Genomic DNA, 20,576 nt, shown 5'->3' with positions numbered 1-20,576 from the left:
CCGATGATCTCTTCCACACGCCGCGCCCTGACCGCCTCGGTCTTCATTCTGACTGTCGCCATGGGAGCGCCGGCCCTCGCCGCTGATCCGCCGGGCGCCGGGATCACCGAACCGGAAGTCCGCGCCGCCGAGAAGGCCTGGGGCGACGCCCTGGTGGCCATCTCGCGCGACTACGAGACCGGCGGCATCAAAAAGGCCAGGGCGACCGCCAACGCGGTGCTCGACGCGGCCTACGGCTACAATCTGGGACCGGTGCTGTTCAAGCCGACCCTGACCCGCGAACCCCAGACCTTCCGCCTCACCAAGGCGGGCGCCCTGGCCTATTTCGTCGGCCACGACCCGCAATATCCCAACGACACGGGCTTCGCGCTCAAGCACTGGCGCGCGGTGGAGGTCAAGGACGTGGGCGTCCAGATCAACGGCGACGTCGCCAACACCATGGGCAGGGTCATGATGCGCGACCGGGCCGGCAAGATCACCACGGTCGACAAGACCTGGGTGTTCAAGAAGGACGAGGCCGGCGTGGTGCGCATCATCGTGCACCACTCCTCGTTGCCCTACACCGGCAAGTAGGCGGGTTCCTGGAACGCGGTCACCGGCTTGCCGCGAGACTCGTCATGCGCCGTTCCGGGGACGGTCCCGTCTCGTGATCGGTCTGGCGCGGGGTCCGGCCGGCGCGCGTCACCGTCGCGACCAGCGCGGCCATGTCCACCGGCTTAACCACGAAGTCGTCCATGCCGGCTTCGCGGCAGGCCTGGATCTGGTCGTCCATCACGTCGGCGGTCAGGGCGATGATCGGCAGTCCGGCCCAGTCCGGGCGGGCGCGGATGCGGCGCGTCGCCTCCAGGCCGTCCATCACCGGCATGTTGACGTCCATCAGCACCACGTCGAAAGGCTCGGCCTCCAGCCGGTCCAGCGCGGCCTGGCCGTGCTCGGCCTCGACGACCACGCAGCCGAACGGGGCCAGCATCACGCCGACCACCTTGCGGTTCACCGGATGGTCGTCGACCAACAGGACCCTGCGCTCCCGGAGATCGAACGGCGCGGCGGCCGCCTCGGCCTCGGTCCGCGGCGTGGCCTCGGCCAGCGCCCCGCAACGGAACGACAGGGTGAAGGTCGAACCGACGCCTTCCTGGCTCTCGACCGTCACGTCGCCGCCCATCATCACCGCCAGGCGACGGGTGATGTTGAGCCCCAGGCCCGTGCCGCCGAACCGGCGCGCGGTCGACGCGTCGGCCTGCACATAGGCTCCGAACAGCTTGGCCAAGGTTTCGGGCGACATGCCCACCCCGGTGTCGGAGACGCGGATGGTCGCCAGGACCTCGCCATCCGCCAGCGGCTCGCAGCGCAGGGTCATCGCGACCTCGCCATGGGCGGTGAACTTGACGGCGTTGGACAACAGGTTGGAGACGCACTGGCGCACCCGCACCGGGTCGAACGACAGGCTGGCGGGCGTGTCGTCGGCCGCGGCGAAGGTGATCGCCAGGCCCTTGTCCGCGGCCAGGGCGCCCTGCACCCGGACCAGCCGCGCGCAGGTCTGGACCAGGTCGCCGGGGATCGGCGCGATGTCCAGCTTGCCGGCCTCGATCTTGGACAGGTCCAGCACGTCGTTGAGCAGGGTCAGGAGGTTGCGGCCCGAATCCTCCAGCAGCTCCACCTGCTCGCGCTCGCCTGGCTCCAGCGGTTCCAGCTTCAGCGTTTGGGCCAGGCCCAGCATGCCGTTCAGGGGCGTGCGCAGCTCGTGGCTCATGGTGGCCAGGAAGGTCGACTTGGCCTCGCTGGCCGCCTCGGCGCGGGCCCGCGCGTCGCGCAGCTCCCGCGAGACCCGCCGCTGGTGGACCATCCAGGCCGCGCCGCCTGCGGCCAGCAGCGTCATCAGGCCGGCGACCATGGTCCAGGCCGTGTTCAGCCCGCGCTGGAGCGCCGCTTCCTTCTCCACATGCTGGAGCTGCTCGCGTTTGGAGCCCAGCTCGGCCTGCAGGGCCGAGGAGATGGCGGCGATCTTGTGCTGGTGGTCCTCTTTCATCGCCCGCATCGCCTTGCGGCGCCAGCGATCATAGACGTCGAAGGCCTCCAGCCCCTTCTTCTCGGCCCGCAGGGTGTAGGCGTCGCTGAACAGGTCGGACAGCGGATCCTCTGCGCCCAGCCCATCGGGCGCGGCGCGCAGGCGCGCGAAATCCTGGCGGGCGCCCTTGGCGTCGCCGAGGCGCGCCTTGACCTCCAGCCGCATGCGCAGGGCGCCCACGGCCCACCCGTCCTGGGGTTTGTCGAGGAGCGGCGCAACGGTGTCCAGGCAGCGCAGCGTCCGCGCCCATTGCGCCTGGTCGTAGGCGATCGAGGCGCAGAGATAGCGGTTGAAGAACGTCGCCCGGGGCCCGCCGGACGTCTTGATGACCTCGCCATGCAGGGCCGCCAGCCGTTCGGCGGCCGCGTATTCGCCGGCCGCGCTGGCCATGTCGGCCAGGTCGTAGACACGCTCGGCGTCCTGGGTCGCCGAGCCGATCCGGCGGTCCAGGTCGGCCGCCGCGGTCAGGTGGTCCAGGGCGCTGAGATGGTCGCCCAGATCGCCCAATGTCGTCGCCAGCAGGGTGTGGGCCTCGGCCGCCAGCGGCCAGGTCAGGCGGTTTTGGCCGTCGACGTCGCGGATCAACGCCGCGCCCACCGCCGAGGCCCTGGCCCACTGGTTCAGGCCCACCGCCACGCGCAGCCGCTCCAGCTGCGCTACGCGGCGGACATCGGGACCCGCGGCGTCGAACCGGCTCCAGACCGCGTCGTCCAGGCTGTCCGCGCGCCCCGACAGCACGGGCCCGGACAGCCTCATCGCCTCGGCCATGCCGGCCAATCGCGGGTCGCCATCGCGGGTCGCGACCTTGCGGAGCTGGCCGGCCCAGCGGTCGAAATCGGCGTCCTGGCCGTTGTTCCTGTAGTAGTTCAGCACCCGCCAAGCGCCGTAGAAGCGCGCGTCGCCCTTGGCCTCCAGCGCCGAGCGGCCCATCGACTCGATCAGCGTTGGCGTCAGCTTGCCGTGATGGGCGCGAATCTGCGCGCCCAGGGCGTCGAGGCGTTCGGCCCGGGTTTCGGCGTGCGCCGCGCCGACCGTCAGCGCACCCAAGACCAGCGCGGCCGCCAAGGCCAAACCCACGCTCTTGCAGGCCGGTCGTCCGCGTCCGGCGGTCTTGTCCGCGATCCTGACTATCGCCATCGGCGATCACCCCCATTTGGTCTCTCGAGGGACAAGATCACGACTTGATGCAGCCAGGCTTAACAACACGCCCAAAACCGCGGTCGAGCCTGCGACGGATCGCCCTATCCACTGCCCTCTCTCTGGGCCCTTCGAAAAGGGATCAGGGACGGGCACCGCGCCTGGAGGGGCGATAGGCGTCGATCTCGATGCCGTGGCGACGCAGCTTGTCGTAGAAGGTTTTGCGCGGCGTGCGCAGCAGGGTCATGGCCGTGCGCGCGTCGCCGTCGCAGGCGGCCAGCGTCTCGCGAATCGCCATCGCCTCGTAGCGTTCCACCCGTTCGGCCAAGCCTTCGGCCTGGCCGTCGGCCGCGGGCTCGGAGGTGATGGCGGACGGCAGGCCCAGGGCCACGCGCTCGGCGTAGTGGGCCAGCTCCCGCACATTGCCGGGCCAGTCGTGGCCCAGCAGATGGTCACGGACCGCGGCGGTGAGGCGCGGAACGGGCCGGCGGAACCGCGCCGCGGCCTCGGCCAGGAAATGGCCGAACAGCATCGGCACGTCCTCGCGCCGCTCGCGCAGCGGGGGCACCACCAGGGTGACGACGTTCAGCCGGTAATAAAGATCCGCACGGAAGGCGCCGTCGCGGACCGGTCCGGCCAGGTCGATCTTGCCGGCGGCGATGATCCGCAAGTCCAGGTGCCGGGGCTCGGCCGCGCCGATCGGCCAGATCTCACGTTCCTCGACCACCCTCAGCAGCTTGGCCTGCATGGCCGGGGTCAGGCCCTCGATCTCGTCGAGGAACAGCACGCCGCGATCGGCGTGCTCCAGGCGGCCGATGCGAGGCCGCCCGCCCGCCGCGCCGCCCGCCACCCCGAACAGTTCGGCCTCGAACACCGCCTCGGGCAGGGCGGCGCAGTTGACCGTCGCCATCGGGCGGGCGCGACGCGGACCGCCGCGATGCAGGGCCTGGGCGACGAGGTCCTTGCCGACCCCCGTCTCGCCCTGGATCAGCACGTCGACCTCGGCCTCGGCCAGCTGGGCGATCGTCGCCCGAAGCCGCTGCATGACCGGGGCCTCGCCCAGCAGGGGCGAGCCCGCCGTCGCCTGGGCGGCCGACGCCTCCAGCCGCCGGTTGTCGAGCACCAGGTTGCGCTTCTCCAGGGCGCGCGCCAGGGCCACCGCCAGCCGCTCGTTCGGGAACGGCTTGGAGACGAAATCGTAGACCCCGTCCTTCAGAGCGGCCACGGCCATGGCCACGTCGCCGTGGCCGGTGATCAACAGCACCGGAATGTCCGGGTCGATCGCCTGGATGCGCGCGAACAGCGCCAGGCCGTCCATGCCGGGCATGCGAACGTCGGAGACCACCGCCCCCGCGAAGTCCCGCGACAGCGCCTTGAGGGCCGCGGGACCGTTGTCGAAGGCCGCGACGTCGAAGCCGGCCAGCTCCAGCCCCTGGACGGCGGCGACCCGCAGAGCGTCGTCGTCGTCGACGAACACGACCTTGCCGGCCGGCGCGGTCATCGGTCGGCCTTGCGCAGGGTCAGGGTGAAGGTCGCGCCCTGGCCGGGGGTCGAGACGACGGTCAGCTGGCCGCCGAAGCCGGCCGCGATGTCGCGGGCGATGACCAGACCCAGGCCCAGCCCCTGGGGCTTGGTGGTCAGGAACGGCGTGAACAGGCCGCGCTCGACCTCGGGAGCCAGGCCCGGCCCATTGTCGCCGACGGCGATCTCCACCGTGTCGCCCGCGTCGCGCACGCCCAGCGTCACCAGGCCCTCGGCGCGAGGCTCCACCGCCTCGAAGGCGTTCTGCAGCAGGTTGACCAGCACCTGTTCCAGTCGGATCCGTTCGCCCAGCACCCTCAATCCCGACGCCTCGCCCTCGCGGACCAGCCGCGCGTCGTGGCGGCGCGACCGGCTGGCGGTCAGCAGGACCGAGCCCTCGATGACTTCGGACACCAGGGTCGGCTCGACCCGGCCATCGGCCTTGCGCGAAAAGGCCCGCAGTTCGTCGGTGATGCGGCCGATCCGCTCGGTCATGGCGGCGATGGCCACCAGGTTCTCCCGCGCCGTCTCCGGACGGCCGCGGTCGAGCAGCACCAGCCCGTTGTCGGCGTTGGCCCGGATGGCGGCGACCGGCTGGTTGATCTCGTGCGCCACGCCGGCGGCGATCTGGCCCAGGGCGGCCAGCTTGTTGGCCTGGACCAGGTCGGCCTGCAGCGCCCGCAGCCGGGTTTCGGTCCGCTGCCGCTCGTCGACCTCGCGCGACAGGGCGCGGTTGACCTCGGTCAGCTCCTGGGTGCGGACCTCGACCCGTCGTTCCAGCTCGACGCGGGCCTCGCGTTCGCGCAGGGCGGCCAGGCGGATGCGGCGGCGGCGGATCCCCAGCCAGAACAGCGCCGTGCACAGCAGGGCCCAGACCAGGGCGGTGATCCAGCGCGCCGCCGCCGCCGCTTGGTCGGCGGGGGTGGCGGCGGTCAGCAGGTGCAGCGTCCAGCCGGGCGCGACGTCGGCCAGCCGCGTCTCGATCTGGCGTTCGGCCCGGGGAACGTCGGTGCGCTGCACACCGTCGCCGCCCCGCGACCGCAGCGGCAAGGGCGCGAACGCCGCGTCGCCGAACTGGCCCTGGGCCCGCAGCGCCGCGCGCGCCTTGTCGGATAGGGGGCGGCGCGCCTGGAAGCGCCATTCCGGCTGGCTGGTGATCAGCACCAGGCCGCGCGGGTCGACGACGAAGGCCGGCTCGCCGATGGCCCGCCAGGCCGCCTCGACGCCGTCGAACTCCAGCTTGACCACCACCACGCCCAGCGGCCCGGCGGCGCCGTCCACCCGCCGCGCCAGATAGAGGCCCGGCTTGCGGCTGACCGTGCCCAGCGCGAACTGCTCGGCGTAGCCCTGGCGCAGGGCCTGGGTGAAGTAGGGCCGAAAGCCGTAGTTCGAACCGACGAAGCTGGTCGGCCGACTCCAGTTGCTGGCCGCGACGGTCGTGCCGTCGGTCGCGATGACATAGACCGCGGCGGCGCGGGCCTGGACGCCCAGGATCTCCAGCTTGCGCGACAGGGCGGCCAGCCGGGCGGGGGCGCGCGTCGACAGGGCCGCCTCGAGATCGGCGTCGTCGGCCAGGACCAGCGGCAGGGCCCGCTGCTTGTCCAGCTCGCTGCGCAACACCGCCGCGTGCAGCGCCGCCGAAGCCGCGGCCCGCGACCGCAGGCTGGCCATGGCGCGGTCCTGCACCAGCGCCCCGACCGCCCACGCCAGGCCCAGGCCGACGGCGGCCGCCGCCAGGGCCAGGCCCAGCAGCCGCCGGCGCGAAATCGGCGCGTCCGATGTCGAAGAGGATCCCAAGGCCACCTCCGGAGATCGTGTCATATACCACACAAACGCGGATTCTCATGGGCGGAATGCGATACAATTTAGGCTGCCAAGGCAAGACCGCGCTCAAATTATATGCTGTTAAATCATGCACTTATTCCGCACGAAAGAAATCTCCGAACACGACGGTGAAATTCCCGCACTCTAGGCCCAAGCGCCAAGCCTTCAGAGACGCGCGAGGAAACGAGCCCAGGAGCCCGCCGATGATTCCGCAGACCCCCGCCGCCGCGCCGTCGCGCCCCGGCCGCTGGTACGCCCACCTCTATGTCCAGGTGCTGATCGCGATCACCGCCGGCGCCCTGATCGGCCACTTCTATCCGCACTTCGGCGAGTCCCTCAAACCGCTGGGCGACGCCTTCATCAAGCTGGTGAAGATGGTCATCGCCCCGGTGATCTTCCTGACCGTGGTCACCGGCATCGCCGGCATGCGCGACCTGGGCAAGTTCGGCCGCGTGGTGCTGAAGGCCTTCGTCTACTTCTTCACCTTCTCGACCCTGGCCCTGATCCTGGGCATGGTGGTGGCCAATGTCGTCCACCCCGGGGCCGGCATGAACATCGACCCGGCCAGTCTGCACAGCGACAAGGTCGCCGACTACGCGGCCAAGGCCCACGAGACGACGGTCGTCGGCTTCCTCAGCAACATCATCCCCGCCACGGTCACCGGCGCGTTCGCCGACGGCGACATCCTGCAGGTGCTGTTCTTCTCGATCCTGTTCGGCGTCGCCCTGGCCCTGGTCGGCGACAAGGGCCAGCCGGTCGTCGACCTGCTGGAGTCGATCGCCCACGCCTTCTTCCGCCTGGTCGGCATTCTGATGAAGGCCGCCCCGATCGGCGCCTTCGGGGCCTTCGCCTTCACGATCGGCAAGTACGGCATCGGCTCGGTGATCAACCTGGCCGCCCTGATCGGCACCTTCTACGCCACCTCGCTGGTGTTCGTGCTGGTGATCCTGGGCGCGGTGGCGCGGTTCAACGGCTTCTCGATCCTGCGCCTGATCCGCTACCTGAAGAGCGAGCTGCTGCTGGTGCTGGGCACTAGCTCGTCGGAATCGGCCCTGCCCAGCCTGATCGACAAGCTGGAGCGCGCGGGCTGCGCCAAGCCGGTCGTCGGCCTGGTCGTGCCGACCGGCTATTCGTTCAATCTGGACGGCACCAACATCTACATGACCCTGGCGGCGCTGTTCATCGCCCAGGCCACCGGCGTGCACCTGTCGCTGGGCGACCAGCTGCTGCTGCTGGGCGTGGCCATGCTCAGCTCCAAGGGCGCGGCCGGCGTCACCGGGGCCGGGTTCATCACCCTGGCGGCGACCCTGTCGGTGGTGCCGTCGGTGCCGGTGGCCGGCATGGCCCTGATCCTGGGCGTCGACCGGTTCATGTCCGAGTGCCGGGCCCTGACCAACTTCATCGGCAACGCCGTGGCCACCATCGTCGTCAGCCGCTGGGAGAACGCCCTGGACAAGGACCAGCTGGAGGCGGCCCTGGCCGGCCATCCGCTCCCGTCCGACGTCGAGCCCTCGCCGGACCCGGCGGCGATCGCGGCCGAATAGGCGCTCCCCACCTCGGAGGCCGCCGCGGCGGCCTCCTTTTTCCATCCCGATCCTGACCACCGTCTTCCGGCGCACGGCGCCGAAGAAGGGGAGACTCCGCCATGCGCATGCTTTTCGCCACCACCGCCCTCGTCGCCGCCAGCCTGACCGGCGCGGCCCACGCTGAAGATCCCGACCTGGCCGCGCTGAAGGCGCAGATCCAGGCGCTGCAGGCGCGGCTCGACGTGCTGGAGCGCCAGGCCGCGCCCCCGGCCGCCGCCCCGGCTCCGACGCCCGCCGCCGCCGCGCCGATCCAGACCCTGCCGTCCAAGCCGGCCGCCGAGCCGATCCGCTGGGAGAACTCGCCGCGCTTCACCGACCCGTCCGGCGCGACCTTCAAGCTGCGCGGACGGATGTCGCTGGACGCGGTGGACTCCACCACCGAGCGCGACGGCCTGGCCGACTATCACGCCCGGCAGTTCCGGGCCCGCCAGCTGTTCCTCGGCGTCGAGGGCCAGACCGGCCGCTGGGCCTATCGCCTGGAGGGCGGCGCGGTCAGCGGCGGCGCCTGGGGCTGGGACGACGCCATCATCGAATACAAGCTCGACAGCCAGACCTCGCTGCTGGCCGGCAACCAGAAGGCCGCCTCGCTGGAGGGCCTGACCTCGTTCAAGTCGATCACCTTCATGGAGCGTGGCGCCTATGGCGACCTGATCGACGCCAGCTACACCCTGGCGCTGGAGGCGGTGCGGACCGGACCCAACTGGTCGCTATGGGCGGCCCTGCAGGGCGACAGCATCAACAAGGCCGACGTGACCGGCGGCTTCGACCCCAACCAGGCGGTCGAGCGGACGGGCGCGACGGTGCGGGCCACCTGGTCGCCGAAGCTGTCGGAGAACGATCGCCTGCACCTGGGGGCGTGGGCGCGGCGGCGAGACCGCGGCGGCGAGACCGGCTTCACCTATTCGGCGGCCGCCAACACCGCCTTCCGGCCGCAGACCGCCTCGGGCGCGACCTTGCTGACCACCGGCGCGGTCGGCGACGGCGACACGACCCTGGCCCTGGAAGGCGCCTGGGTGCACCGGGCCCTGTCGGTGCAGGCCGAGGCCGCGCGGATCAAGGTCGACCGCATCGCCACCACCCTGAGCCCGACCCTGGGCGGTCCGAACTTCGACATCGTCACCGCCTACGGCTCCGTCAGCTGGTTCCCGACCGGCGAGACCCGGCCCTACAATCCCAACGGCTCGTTCGGCCGGGTCAAGGTGCTGCACCCGCTCGACAAGGGCGGCCTGGGCGCGGTGGAGCTGGCGGCCCGCTACGACTACGCCGACCTCAGCGACATGGCGGCCAACACCCTGGTCGCCCCCTCGCTGCAGACCGGCCTGGCCACGGCCGGGATCTATCGCGGCGTCACGCTGGGGGCCAATTGGTATCCCTACAGCTATGTCCGGCTGACTGGGAACCTAACCCGGGCCAAGATCGACAACCGCAACATCGCCGGCGCGGAGCTCGACGCCGACGTCACCGTGGCCCAGGCGCGGCTGCAGGTGGAGTTCTAGGGGGATCCAGGTTCAGCTCTCTCGGGCGGCTGGGCCGACACCCAGGCCCGCCTCCTTTGATCCGTCATTCCCGCCCTTGTGGCGGGAATCCCTGGTTCAGCTGACCGTGAAGCGCCTTGGCGCGCTAGCGCGCCACACTCCCGCACCTGCGGCGGACAGAAGGATTCTCGCCACAAGGGCGAGAATGACGGACTCGTTGGGGAGCGGCTCCGGAATTCAGCGCCCGGTCCCTTCGATGACCGCCACGCCCCAGGGCGGCAGGTCGAGAGGCTGGCCGGCCTCGACCTTGCGGCCCGACAGAAGCTCCGTCCCCTGCCCCGCGCCCCCCGCCAACCGCTGCGGCGCGGCGGAGTAGTTGAGCACGTAGCGCACCGCATGGCCGTTCGAGAGCCGGCCGCCGCGGACGATGACTGGGAACCGGGCTTGCGGGAGCTCGACGCCGGCGCGCCGGGCCTCGCCCGCCAAGATCTTCTCGATCATCGCGTCGGTCGGCATGAACCCGACATAGGCGACCTCGCCCTTGCCGTAGGCGTTGCGGGTCATCGCCGCATAGGCGGGCCAGGACGGATGCCTGTAGCGCGCCACGACGCTGGCGGTGGTCGGCGTCAGGAACTCCATCCACCAGCGGGCGGCGTTGTCCTTGTCGCCGACGGCGAAGGGATCGCCGTCTAGCGATACGCCCTCTGGCCGGGTGAACTGCTCGTAGCGAACGCCGGCCGCCTCGGCGATCCCGCCGGGCTGGGGCGTGGAGCGCACCTTGGTGTTCTCGTCCGAGAAGCCGCTCTTGAAGGTGTAGACCAGATGGCCGCCGGCCTTGGCGTAGGCGTTCAGCCGGTCGATCTCGGCGTCGCTGGCGGCGTAGAGCGCCGGGACGACGATCAGCTGGTAGTCGGACAGCGGGACCTTGGACGTGGGCGACAGGATGTCGACCTCGACGTTCATCCGGTAAAGCGCGTCGTAATAGGGACGCAGCACCTCGTTGTAGCCGACGTCCGAACTGATCTTGAATGAGTCGAAGGCGGTCAGCGCGGCGTTGCTGACATAGAGCGCCACGCGGTTGCGCTTCTTCAGATTGACCAGCTTCGGCCCCAGCCGCTTGAGGTCGGCGCCGATGGTCGCGACCTCCTCGTAGACGGCGTTGGGCCGGTAGTCCTGCGAGAGCACCCCGCGCCAGTAGGTCTCGACGGCGTTGGCCGTGCTGGCCCAGTGCCAGTACTCGACCATGTTGGCGCCGGACGCCAGGTGGCTGAAGGCCTGCAGCCGCAGCTGCCCAGGATAGGGCGTCCACTCGGGGAAACCTTGGGCCTGGGTCTCCAGCACCAGATAGTTCTGGCCGTCGCGCAGCGAGCGGGTCAGGTCGCCGCCGAACGCGATCTCGGCGCCGGTCAGCCTGTCCTGGCTGGGGTGGTAGATGTCGATGCCGGCGACGTCGAGCGCCCGGGCCGCTTCCCAGTGGTTGACCTCGGGCTGCACGCCGAACGAATGGCCGCGCCAGCCTAGGTCGAAGTTCTGGGTGATGAACTGTCCGGGCCGGGCGTGGGCCCGCACCAGGTCCGCCTGCCAGGCCAGGAAGTCGGTGACCAGGCCGCGCTGGAACCGCGCGAAGGCGTTGGACAGGCTGGCGTTGATCGAGCCGTTGACCGACGGGAAGTCCTCCCAGCGGTTGATGCGGTTGCTCCAGTAGTCGAGACCGTAGGCCTTGTTCAGGGCGTCCAGGTCGGGCCAGCGGCGCTTCATGTCGGCGACGAAGGCGGCCTGCACGTTGGGGCCGCTGGTGTCGTAGGCCTTGGTCTCGTTGTCGACCTGGTAGCCGATGACCGCCGGATGGTCCTTCACGTGGTCGACCAGGGCGACGATCACCCGCTCGGCGGCGCGGCGATAGTCGGGATCGGTGATGTCCATGTTCTGGCGGCGGCCGTACTCGGCCCGGCCGCGCGGCGTCACCACCAGGACGTTGGGATGCTCGCGCGCCAGCCAGGTGGGGACGGCGTAGGTGGGCGTGCCGACGATCACCTTGATCCCGTGCCGCTGCATGGCCGCCAGGGTGCGGTCGACATGGCTGAAGTCGAAGACGCCAGGCTGGGGCTCCAGCGTGCCCCAGGTGGATTCGGCGATCCGCACGACGGTGATCCCCGCCGCCTGCATCATCCGCGCGTCCTCCTCGACGCGGTCTGTGGGGGTGTATTCGTCGTAATAGGCGACGCCGTAGAGGATGGTGTTCGGCAGGTCCGCCGCCGCCGCGACCTGGCCGCCGGCCAGCGTGAGCAGGAGCGCCAGCGCCGCGGCCCGCAGGCGTCGATCGAGGTTCAACATCCCTGCCTCCCGAGCCGTTCGTCAGTGGTCGGTAACCGGCCAGCGGCGTCGCCGCTGGCCGGTCCCGCATCATTCGCCGAAGCGGAAACGCAGGCCCAGGCCGTAGTAGCGGCCTTCGTAGCGGACATCGACCGGATAGGTCCGATCGGGCTGGTAGTTGTTGATGTTCTCGAACGGCTTGGCCAGCAGGTTCGAGACGTCGGCGCTGACGGTCAGGTGCTTGGAGACGTCGTAACTCAGCGACGCGTCCAGACGGGAGACCGCCTTGACTCCGACCCCTGTATACTGGGAGCCGTCAGGCGCATCGCGATAATAGCTGACCCAAGGCGACCGGCGATTGTACGAGAGCCGCCCCGTCAGGCCGTTGCGTTCATAGAAGACGGCCGCGTTGTAGGTCCACTTGGACAGGCCCGTGATACGGACGTAAGCCGGATCCGCGACCAGCGCCTTGGGAAACTGGTTCTTGCCGTCGACATAGGTGACGTTCCCCTGGACGCCGAAGCCCTTGAACGCGTCTGGCAGGAAGTCCAGGAAGGTCTGGGCGTTGACCTCAAAGCCCTTGATTTTACCCGCCCCGGCATTCTCCGGACGGCTAATCCGGATAAGACCATAGACGGGGTCTTGGACGGTGCGAGTGTAGTTGGACGTGAAGCCGAAGAGGTCGCGATAGAAGCCTGCAAAAGTAATGCTGCCGGTGCTTGAGAAATAATATTCGACGCTGGCGTCGTAGTTGTTGGAGGTGAGCGGGAGGAGGTCAGGGTTTCCGCCCGAACCCGTGGCGTTTATCAGCGCGTTGGGGTCGGTAGGATTGATGGGGACCGAGGGGTCCCGGATGATCTGGTCGACGTTCAGGGCTGGGTTCAGCGCGCCAAAATCGACGCGCGTGCGGGTCTGAGTGTAGCCCAAGCGCAGCTGCAGCTTGTCGATCGGCCGGATCCGCATGCTGATGTTCGGCAGCACGTCGGTGTAGTTCTGTTTGATCGTGCGCGGGACCAGGGTCGTGACGTTGTTGTTCCTGACGCGCGAGGTGCCGGAGAACTCGCCGAGCGTCTGGACAACCCGGATCCCGACCACGCCGTCGACTGCGACCGAGCCGACATCGAAGGCGTACTTCGCCTGGGCGTACTCGGCATAGCTTTGCTCGGTGGCGCGGAAAGCGCCCGCCACATCCAACGGCACGTCCGGGGCGGAAAACGCCGTCAGCGCGTCCTTGTAGCCCTGGTCGTTGGGGTTGAGCGCGACTTGCTGCTGCAGCGCCGCGACCGAGCGCTGGCGCAGCGCCGCGGCGTTCCCCGCAATGCCGTCACGCGTCGGCATCAGGTACTGGGTGAAGCCCTGCGCATCACCGCGGAACGGATCTTCGATGAGTTGCAGTTGGCCCACGGGCAGGCTGGCGAGCGGGATCTTCAGCGGAAGCGTCCACGCGTAGCGCGACCCTTGAATGAGCGAGGCGTCTCGATCGGTATAGCGCAGCCCGAACTTGATCTCCGGCAGCCACGACGCGCCCGTGTCGAACTTGGCGTCGCCCCGCCACTGCACCCCGCTGCCCTTGGCGATGTAGTGTCGCTCGTAATAGCCGCGCCACAGATAGTTGGCCGGATCGGAAGCGTTGAAGCCGGGAAGGTCGAACGCCGCGCCGTTCTTCTCGTTGAATTTCACCACGACGGTCGGCGCCGAGGCGAAGGCGCTGTCGAAGCTCCAGTTGCGGGCCTCGTACTCGCTGTCCTCGTAGGCCAGGTCGGTGGACAGGGTCAGGCGGTCACCGCGCCAGATCGCCCCGACCGCGCCCTGGTAGGTGTCGGTATGGTCCGCGCCGGTCGAGCGATAGGCCTGCGGCGCAGTGCCCCCGGTCTTGGTGAAGCCCGCCGCCTGGTCGGTCGTCCCCTCGACGAACGTGACATTGGTCAGCGTCGGATCCTGCCGGACCGTCGAATCCCAGTCCCGCAGATTGACGTCCAGATTGTCCGTCGCCTGCCGGCCGCGATAGCCCTGGTAGATGCCGTCGAAGTAGACCTCGAGCTTGTCGTTCGGCCGCCATTGGAGGGCGATATTGCCAGACGGCCGGAAGCGCTTGCCCCCGTCGTTGTAGAGGCCGACCGAGTGGGGATAGCGGAAGCTGTGGCCTGCCGACGCCGGCGAGACGCTTGAAAGCGAGCTGACCGTCGAGATGTCCTGATTGTTGTAGCGCACCGCGTTGCGGTACTGCGACTGGGCGTAGGTGGCGTTGGCCAGGACGCCGATCTCGCCGATCGGCGTGTCCCAGCGGTCCGAAACCAGGATGTTGCCGTTCGGGTCGTACTTCTTGGTCTGGTCGTTGTAGGTGCCGCGGACGCCGCCGCCGACGAACCAGTCCTTGAAGTCGAACGGCCGCCGGGAGCGGACATTGATCAGGCCGGCCAGGCCGGGCTCGACGATGTCGGCGGTGCCCGACTTGTAGACCTCGATCCCCGCCAGCGCCTGGGCCGGGAAGTCCTGCAGCTGCACGCGGCGCAGCTCGGCCGTGAAGATCTCGCGGCCGTTATAGGTGGTGGCCACGTCCGGCAGGCCGCGGATGAGCACGCGGTTGGCCTCGTCGCTGAAGCGCTCGACCTGCACGCCGGTGATTCGCGCCAGGGTCTCGGCGGCGGTGTTGTCGGGAAGCTTGCCGATGTCCTCGGCGACGACCGCGTCGAGGATGGCGTCGGAATTGCGCTTGATCTGCTGCGCCGACCGCAGGCTTTCCCGCAGGCCGGTCACGACGATTTCGTCGACGGCGGCGGTCTCGGTCTTCGGGCTGGCGTCGGCGGTGGGCTCGGCGGCGGCGAACTGCCTGGTCTGGGCCGGCTTGTCAGACAATTTCTGGATCGCCGGCGCCGTCTGGGCCGCGGCGGGCATGGCCAAGAGCGCGATCGGCGCGACAGACAGCATAAACGCAAGGCGTTTCATCGTTCCCCCTAGTGAGCAAGCCCGAGGTATTTTCCTCGTGGCGACCTTTTGTCCGACTATATCTGCCCGCGTCGTGAACGACCGTCAACAGGTTTGTAACATCAATATCATCTTTGCCGAACCTTGGAAATTATCGTACACTCCTGGAAACCGGCCTGTGGCCTGGGATTGTCGATGCGCGAGCGCGCTCGCTGTCACCGGAATATCGTCCTACGCCACAGCAGATTGCGGTTGTGGATTTCAAGCACCGCAGACCCCGCCGCACGCCGATGCGCTGGCGCGGATATATACCCTGACAAAAAGGGAAGTTCGTCCGGAAAGCCGATGCGGCGCCTGGCCCGCCTCGCCGACCGAAAGCGACGCCGCACGAGACCCCTCATCCCGAACACTCGGCTTCCCGGGGAGCGCCGCCTGGCGTCAGAGGGGCGAGTCGCCGTCCACACCAGGCCGTGAACCGGGTGGACGGGGCGATTGACGACCTTGGCCGAACCCGTGAGCCTGGCGCCGCGCCGCCACGACAGGCTGGCGTTCAGACCAGGGCCTTGAGAATTTCGAGCATGACCTCGATGTCAGGCATCGGCGCGACGGCGGCGATCTGGGCCGGCATGCGGCCGGCGATCATCGGATCGGTCTCGGCCCCGATCGCGCCGAGCGGCCCGCGGAAGCCGTGGTCGCGCCAGCCGATCTCCTGCAGTTGCCGCGACATCAGGGCGTCGATCAGCGACAGGGCCTGCGGATCCAGGGCGATCAGCGGGTGGGCGGAATAGACCGTCGGCCGGGGATAGAGGGCCACCGGCTTGGCCGGCCCGGCGGCGCCGGCGATGCGCTTCCAGCGCTCCTTGTCGGCCAGTATCCATTCGACCAGCTGGTTCTCGTAGCCGACCACCATCGGCTGGGCGCCCGGACCGCCGGCCACGTAGTCGTCGAACACCTTGCCCGACGAGCTGGACTTGAAGCCCATGCCCCGGAACAGGTCGACCAGCTTGGGCAGCACCGCCGGCAGGGTGTCGGCGGTGGCGACGTCGCCCGCCAGCAGGTTGGCGGCCAGGCCCGCGAACATGAACCCGGAGTTGGACTTGTTGGGATCCGACGCGATCAGCCGCACCCGGCCGTAGAGGTCGGGCTGGCCCAGCTCGCTCCAGGCCCGGCGCGCCAGCACCGCGTCGATCAGCCCCTTGGCGTCTATAGAGTAGTGGGCGCCTTCCTGGGTCGCCAGGCCGGCCCGGACCAGGCCGTCGGCGATCGGGACCCAGGAATAGATGACGATGGGCGAGTTGAAGATCACCTCGTCCTTCAGGATCTTGACCTGGCGGCGCGCCAGATCGACCAGCGGGCTGGAGCTGGGCCACAGGAACTGGGGCTTGGTCGCCAGCAGGGTCGGGTCGCGGACCTGCTCCACCGAACCGGCGCGCTCGGCCGCCAGGGCCAGCCCGTGCTGCTTGAGGGCGGCGACGGTGCGAGGGTTCTGGATGAAGCCGATCTTTTCGCCGCCGGCATAGCCCTTGACCAGGTTGACGTCGCCCAGAGCCCCGCGGACCTCCGGCCGGTCGCGAAACAGCACGACCCCGCCGGTGACCGCCGCGCTGCCCCCCAGGACGCCCAGCCCCGCCATCGCCCGCCTGCTCATGGCCATGCCTCAGGTCTCCTTCACGAGGTGTTGCTCAGATCGGCCTTGAGGGCGTCCTTCAACACCTTCAGGTCCAGGTCCAGCGTCTGCAGTTCAGGTTCGGCGACGTCGTCGGCGTATTTGGCGAAGGCCTGGGACAGCCCGCCCATCACTTCGCGGGTCTGGGTCATGCGCTCGGCGGAAGGGACGGCGCGGGCCTCCAGCGTGCGCCAGCCGTCGGCGACGCTGGCGGCGTTGGGCAGGTAGAAGGCCAGCAGGCGGCGCACGGCCATGGCGCGGTTCGGATCCTCGCGCACCTCGCGCACCACCTTGTCGCCGACCTCCAGAAGGTGGGCGATCTCGGCGCGCATGGGGGCGTCCGTGATCTCGCGACGGGCCTTGCGCAGGCGGTCGATGGCGTTGGCGGCTTCCTGCAGCAGGCCCTGGGCCGTAGCGCTGCGCGCATCCAGGACGGCCTCGTCGACGAGCCCGCCCCCCAGACCGCCGCCCGGCTTCAGCACCAGCCAGACCCCGCCGAACACCGCCACGGCGATCCCCAGGGCCAGCCACCACGGCAGGTTCAGGCCCAGCGCCAGCAGCGGCAGGGTCAGGGCCGCGGCCACGGCCGCCAGCAGGGTCGCCGTCCCCCGCCCCATCAACCCGACTCCGGGAGAGGATGAGGCCGCTTGGCCAACCGCCCATTCACCCGCAAGACCGCCGCGCCCTTCATCGAACCGGCTCAGTTATAGCCCCTGGCGGACCGGAAGGCCTCCGTCAGGTTCTTGCCGCCGTCGAACACCCGCGCCCGGGTCAGTTTCGCCACCGCGTCCAGCTGGTCCTTGTCGGCCTCGCCGAAGGTCACCCCGAACACCGGCAACTCGCGGCCGCCCCGCCGCCAGGCGGCGTCGAAGCCTTCCGCGTTGTCCGACTGGCCGTCGGTCATCAGCACCACCGCCGGCAAATAGCCCTTGTCGAGATAGGGCTGCATGGCGGCGAAGGCGGCGTTGGCGCAGGCGTACATGTCGGTGCCGCCGCCCGAGCTTTCGGCCTCGATCGCGGCGAGCAGCCGGGCCTGGGAGGCGGGACCGCCGTCGCCGGTGATGGTCGCGCGCGGGCTGGAGTCGAAGGGAATGACGATGATGCGATCGGCCGGCGACCACTGGATCAGCGACTTGGAGGCTTCGGCGGGGGTGAGCAGGGTCCGCATGGCGGTCTTCAGCTGCTCTTCCCCCTGCCCCTGCATCGATCCGGAGAAATCCAGGCACAGGGCGGTGAGGGACGGGCGACGCAGCACCTCCTGATAGAGGGTCAGGGCCCGGGAGATCACCGCCGGCTCGGGCAGGGCGACGGACGGCACGACGCGCGACGGGTCGAAGTTCCAGTCCGGTTCGGCGCGGGCCGGGACGGCCATGCCCGGGGCGGTGCGGCGGCCGTCGGCGGCGATGCGGGCCTGGGCCTCGGCGCTCAGCAGATAGGCCTGCAGGGCGTCGAAGAAGGCCCGGGTCTTCTTGCCTTGGCCGCGCTCGACATAGCCCAGCGGCGCGTCGGCATAGGCGGCGCCCTCGGCCGGGTAGACGGCGTACAGCATCTCGCCGCCGGTCAGGCGCAGGGCGTCGCTGGTTTCCTTCAGCACCGCCTCGTAGTTCCACATCGCGTCGTAGGGCCTGCCGGCCTGGGCGGTCTCCAGATAGAGGTCCTTCAGCCAGCCGGAGGAGCCCGACGAGCGCGCCACGCCCTTCAGCAGGGCCTTGACCTTGGCGCGCGCCGCCTGGTCGTCGAGCGCCGCCGGATCCAGCCGCGAGCCGTCGCCGAACGCCGCCGCCAGCATGGCCAGATAGGCCGCCGCGCCGGAGTTGGACTGGGTGGCCGAGGTCATCAGGAACGACAGCTTGCCGGCCTGCACCGCCTGGAGGATGTCGTCCATCCGCACCGGCTTGCCCACCCAGCCGAGCTCGCGCGCCTTGCTCGCCCTTACCCCGAGGATCACCGGCGTGGTGTCGATCGACTTCAGGTCCTTGACCCGGCGGCGGGTGTCGTAGAGCTCGATCCACAGGCTGGAGGCCGGCCAGACCGCGTCCACCTCGGGCGGCGCGTCGGCGGCCAGCATCAGGCCGATGTCGAGCGAGCCCTTGTAGTCGATCTGGCATCTGACGTGCTGGCGCTTGCAGAACGCCTGGACCAGGGGCTCCAGCGACTTCTGCTCCGAACCGGCGACGATGCGGAAATCAGGAGCCCGCGATCCGCAACCGGCCAGCAGCCCGGCCAGGACAGCGACCGCCAGGACGGCCAGCCGCCTCACCGGGCGGGGCCCTGCGACAGCGCCGTCTTCAGGGCCTCGGTCTGGCGGTCCATCTCGATCTCGACCAGCTCGCGCTTCTTGCGGCCCTCGGCCTGGACTTGCAGCACGCCGGAAATGGTGTCGATCAGGTCCTGGTTGGTCTTCTGCAGGGTCTCGATGTCGACGATTCCGCGCTGCGACTGGGTTTCGATGTCGACGGCCTGGGTCTTCATCATCTCCGAAGCCTGGCGCAGCATCTGGTTGGTGGTGTCGGTGACCGTCTTCTGCAGGGCCAGGGCCTCGCGCTGGCGGGTCAGGCCCAGCAGCAGCACCATCTTCTGCTTCCAGGCCGGGACGGTGAGGTTGATCGAGGCGGCCAGGCTCTCGATCAGGGTGGCGTCGCCGTTCTGGACGATGCGGATCTGCGGCAGCTGCTGGATGGCGATCTGCCGGGCCTGCTGCAGGTAGAGCACCCGCTTTTCCAGGCGGTCCAGCGACTGGACGGCGTCCTGATAGGTCTGGGCGGCCATCAGCTCCTGGCTGCCGCCGTCGGCGCCCGACGCCTTGGCTTTCAGCTCGACCAGCGGCCCCTTCTGGAACGCTTCGGCGAACGCCTTGCCGGCGGCGATGTAAGCGTCGAGCTCGCCGATCGAGTCGCGGGTCTGGTCGTGCAGGCCGTCGAGCATGGCGACGTCGCGGCGCAGGCGGTCGATCCGCTTCTCCAGCTCGACGGTGATACGGTCGATCTGGGCCGCCACCGTCTCGAACTTGGCGGTGAAGCGATGCAGGCGCCGGCGCAGGCCGCCGAACAGCCTGGCGACCAGGCCGGCGTTCTGCAGGTCGGCCGGGTCCAGGCCCTTGGCCTTGGCGATGATGTCGCTGAGCAGCTCGCCGGTGTCGCCCAGCTCGCGGTTGCGGGTCTGCTCCAGGATCCGGTCGGCGAAGCCCGCCACCTGCTGCTGGGCCCGCTCGCCGAAGGCGGTGATCTGGGCGGTGTCGGCGATGTCGATGGTCGCCTGGATCGTCGCCACCCTGCCGCCGTCGGCCGGCGCGACGACCGGCGCCGTCGCCTGCGCCGTCTTGTCGATCTCGCTCATGTCCGCCTCCCAAGCCCGGCAGGAAGTATGCGGAGCGTTGCACGCAAGACGAGTGACAGTTTTATTACAAGTCCAGCGCCCGGCCCCACACCTCGACGTCGACCTTGGCGGCGCTCTCGGACAGCAGGTCGCGGCGCAATGGGTCGCCCGCGTCGCTGAAGACGATTTGCGCCCAGCCGTCGCCGCGCTGGGTGACGGGGTGGGCGCCCCCTCGAAGACCGCGCGAGCCAGACGCGCCCCGTCTCGACGTTGGGCGCGGAGAGTCAAATTAGTGCACTGTCACCGTAATTCCCAGGGTAAGCAGATGGCGGCGGTCGGTCAGCGACGCGCCCTCGTACCAGACGATCGGGTCGTCGACCGCGGCGCCGTGGACGTAGCGGCGCAGCAGGGCGCCGGCGCCGTCATATTCGGCCACCAGTTCGTCGCCGTCGTACAGGAACCGGGTGGTCCCGGCCCCGCTCGGGCCGGCGGTCTGATACAGCCGCCCCAGCGGGTCGTAGCTGAGCGTCGCCGTCGTCGCCCCGCTGGCGCTGGTCAGCCGGTTCTCGACGTCATAGAGGAAGCTGGTCGAGCCGTCCGAGGTCAGGTTGCCGTTGGCGTCGTAGCCGAGGCTGGCCTGGCCGACGACGCTATATTGGTTCAGTCCGTTCGTCGTATAGCCGCGATCGACCGTGCTCGCCCCGTACCAGGCATAGGCGTCGTTGTTGCGGCTGTTGCTGATCAGCTGC

13 protein-coding genes are annotated in these 20,576 nt (G+C 69.6%); 3 read left to right on the top strand and 10 right to left on the bottom strand.

The annotated features are described in order from the left end of the window. Positions 1 to 3 precede the first annotated feature (3 nt). Complete coding sequence (locus BM066_RS15805) at positions 4 to 573, top strand: hypothetical protein (RefSeq protein WP_018113302.1); 570 nt, start codon at positions 4 to 6, stop codon at positions 571 to 573. 19 nt (positions 574 to 592) lie between these two features. Here BM066_RS15805 and BM066_RS15800 read toward each other — a convergent pair whose 3' ends face one another. The 3 genes from BM066_RS15800 to BM066_RS15790 all read right to left on the bottom strand — a co-directional run bounded on the left by BM066_RS15800 (position 593) and on the right by BM066_RS15790 (position 6,520). Further along, positions 593 to 3,142, bottom strand: coding sequence for a hybrid sensor histidine kinase/response regulator (locus tag BM066_RS15800; protein ID WP_255367619.1), 2,550 nt, complete (start codon positions 3,140 to 3,142; stop codon positions 593 to 595). Between the two features lie 202 nt (positions 3,143 to 3,344). Continuing rightward, on the bottom strand, positions 3,345 to 4,703 hold the full coding sequence (locus tag BM066_RS15795) for a sigma-54-dependent transcriptional regulator (protein WP_018061921.1): 1,359 nt from the start codon (positions 4,701 to 4,703) through the stop codon (positions 3,345 to 3,347). After that, positions 4,700 to 6,520, bottom strand: a complete 1,821-nt coding sequence (locus tag BM066_RS15790) for a sensor histidine kinase (protein ID WP_255367616.1) — start codon at positions 6,518 to 6,520, stop codon at positions 4,700 to 4,702. The genes BM066_RS15795 and BM066_RS15790 overlap by 4 nt, the downstream gene beginning before the upstream one ends. A 230-nt stretch (positions 6,521 to 6,750) precedes the next feature. On the opposite strand from BM066_RS15790, the gene BM066_RS15785 reads away from it, so the two are divergent. Together BM066_RS15785 and BM066_RS15780 are read left to right on the top strand one after the other, a co-directional pair. Continuing rightward, a complete protein-coding gene (locus BM066_RS15785) occupies positions 6,751 to 8,091 on the top strand; it encodes a dicarboxylate/amino acid:cation symporter (protein WP_018061920.1) in 1,341 nt (446 codons plus the stop codon). 101 nt (positions 8,092 to 8,192) lie between these two features. Next, positions 8,193 to 9,629, top strand: a complete 1,437-nt coding sequence (locus BM066_RS15780) for an OprO/OprP family phosphate-selective porin (protein ID WP_018113300.1) — start codon at positions 8,193 to 8,195, stop codon at positions 9,627 to 9,629. A 216-nt stretch (positions 9,630 to 9,845) separates the two neighbouring features. Here BM066_RS15780 and BM066_RS15775 read toward each other — a convergent pair whose 3' ends face one another. The 7 genes from BM066_RS15775 to BM066_RS15745 all read right to left on the bottom strand — a co-directional run. Further along, positions 9,846 to 11,942 carry a beta-galactosidase gene (locus BM066_RS15775; RefSeq protein ID WP_018113299.1) on the bottom strand — a complete coding sequence of 699 codons (2,097 nt, stop codon included), beginning with the start codon at positions 11,940 to 11,942 and terminating at the stop codon, positions 9,846 to 9,848. Between the two features lie 69 nt (positions 11,943 to 12,011). Beyond that, on the bottom strand, positions 12,012 to 14,849 hold the full coding sequence (locus BM066_RS15770) for a TonB-dependent receptor (RefSeq protein WP_018061558.1): 2,838 nt from the start codon (positions 14,847 to 14,849) through the stop codon (positions 12,012 to 12,014). A 547-nt stretch (positions 14,850 to 15,396) separates the two neighbouring features. Next, complete coding sequence (locus BM066_RS15765) at positions 15,397 to 16,500, bottom strand: type 2 periplasmic-binding domain-containing protein (protein ID WP_018061557.1); 1,104 nt, start codon at positions 16,498 to 16,500, stop codon at positions 15,397 to 15,399. A 14-nt stretch (positions 16,501 to 16,514) separates the two neighbouring features. Then, positions 16,515 to 17,129, bottom strand: a complete 615-nt coding sequence (locus BM066_RS15760) for a 5-bromo-4-chloroindolyl phosphate hydrolysis family protein (RefSeq protein ID WP_018061556.1) — start codon at positions 17,127 to 17,129, stop codon at positions 16,515 to 16,517. An 83-nt stretch (positions 17,130 to 17,212) separates the two neighbouring features. Then, positions 17,213 to 18,772, bottom strand: a complete 1,560-nt coding sequence (locus BM066_RS15755) for a substrate-binding domain-containing protein (protein WP_018061555.1) — start codon at positions 18,770 to 18,772, stop codon at positions 17,213 to 17,215. Further along, positions 18,769 to 19,848 carry a toxic anion resistance protein gene (locus tag BM066_RS15750; RefSeq protein WP_018061554.1) on the bottom strand — a complete coding sequence of 360 codons (1,080 nt, stop codon included), beginning with the start codon at positions 19,846 to 19,848 and terminating at the stop codon, positions 18,769 to 18,771. The genes BM066_RS15755 and BM066_RS15750 overlap by 4 nt, the downstream gene beginning before the upstream one ends. A gap of 268 nt (positions 19,849 to 20,116) precedes the next feature. Beyond that, positions 20,117 to 20,576: hypothetical protein (locus BM066_RS15745; protein ID WP_089929490.1), on the bottom strand; the 460-nt coding region annotated here is incomplete at its 5' end.

It is taken from the genome of Caulobacter sp. UNC279MFTsu5.1 (genome assembly GCF_900114015.1).
GTDB lineage: Bacteria > Pseudomonadota > Alphaproteobacteria > Caulobacterales > Caulobacteraceae > Caulobacter.
This window is presented reverse-complemented; position numbering and strand designations above follow the sequence as displayed.

What these genes read in the sequence shown, in the direction of transcription:
- BM066_RS15805 (WP_018113302.1), top strand. Translation starts at nt 4, where the DNA reads ATGATCTCTTCCACACGCCGCGCCCTGACCGCCTCGGTCTTCATTCTG.
- BM066_RS15795 (WP_018061921.1), bottom strand. Translation starts at nt 4,703, where the DNA reads ATGACCGCGCCGGCCGGCAAGGTCGTGTTCGTCGACGACGACGACGCT.
- BM066_RS15785 (WP_018061920.1), top strand. Translation starts at nt 6,751, where the DNA reads ATGATTCCGCAGACCCCCGCCGCCGCGCCGTCGCGCCCCGGCCGCTGG.
- BM066_RS15780 (WP_018113300.1), top strand. Translation starts at nt 8,193, where the DNA reads ATGCGCATGCTTTTCGCCACCACCGCCCTCGTCGCCGCCAGCCTGACC.
- BM066_RS15775 (WP_018113299.1), bottom strand. Translation starts at nt 11,942, where the DNA reads ATGTTGAACCTCGATCGACGCCTGCGGGCCGCGGCGCTGGCGCTCCTG.
- BM066_RS15770 (WP_018061558.1), bottom strand. Translation starts at nt 14,849, where the DNA reads ATGCTGTCTGTCGCGCCGATCGCGCTCTTGGCCATGCCCGCCGCGGCC.
- BM066_RS15765 (WP_018061557.1), bottom strand. Translation starts at nt 16,500, where the DNA reads ATGGCCATGAGCAGGCGGGCGATGGCGGGGCTGGGCGTCCTGGGGGGC.
- BM066_RS15760 (WP_018061556.1), bottom strand. Translation starts at nt 17,129, where the DNA reads ATGGGGCGGGGGACGGCGACCCTGCTGGCGGCCGTGGCCGCGGCCCTG.
- BM066_RS15750 (WP_018061554.1), bottom strand. Translation starts at nt 19,848, where the DNA reads ATGAGCGAGATCGACAAGACGGCGCAGGCGACGGCGCCGGTCGTCGCG.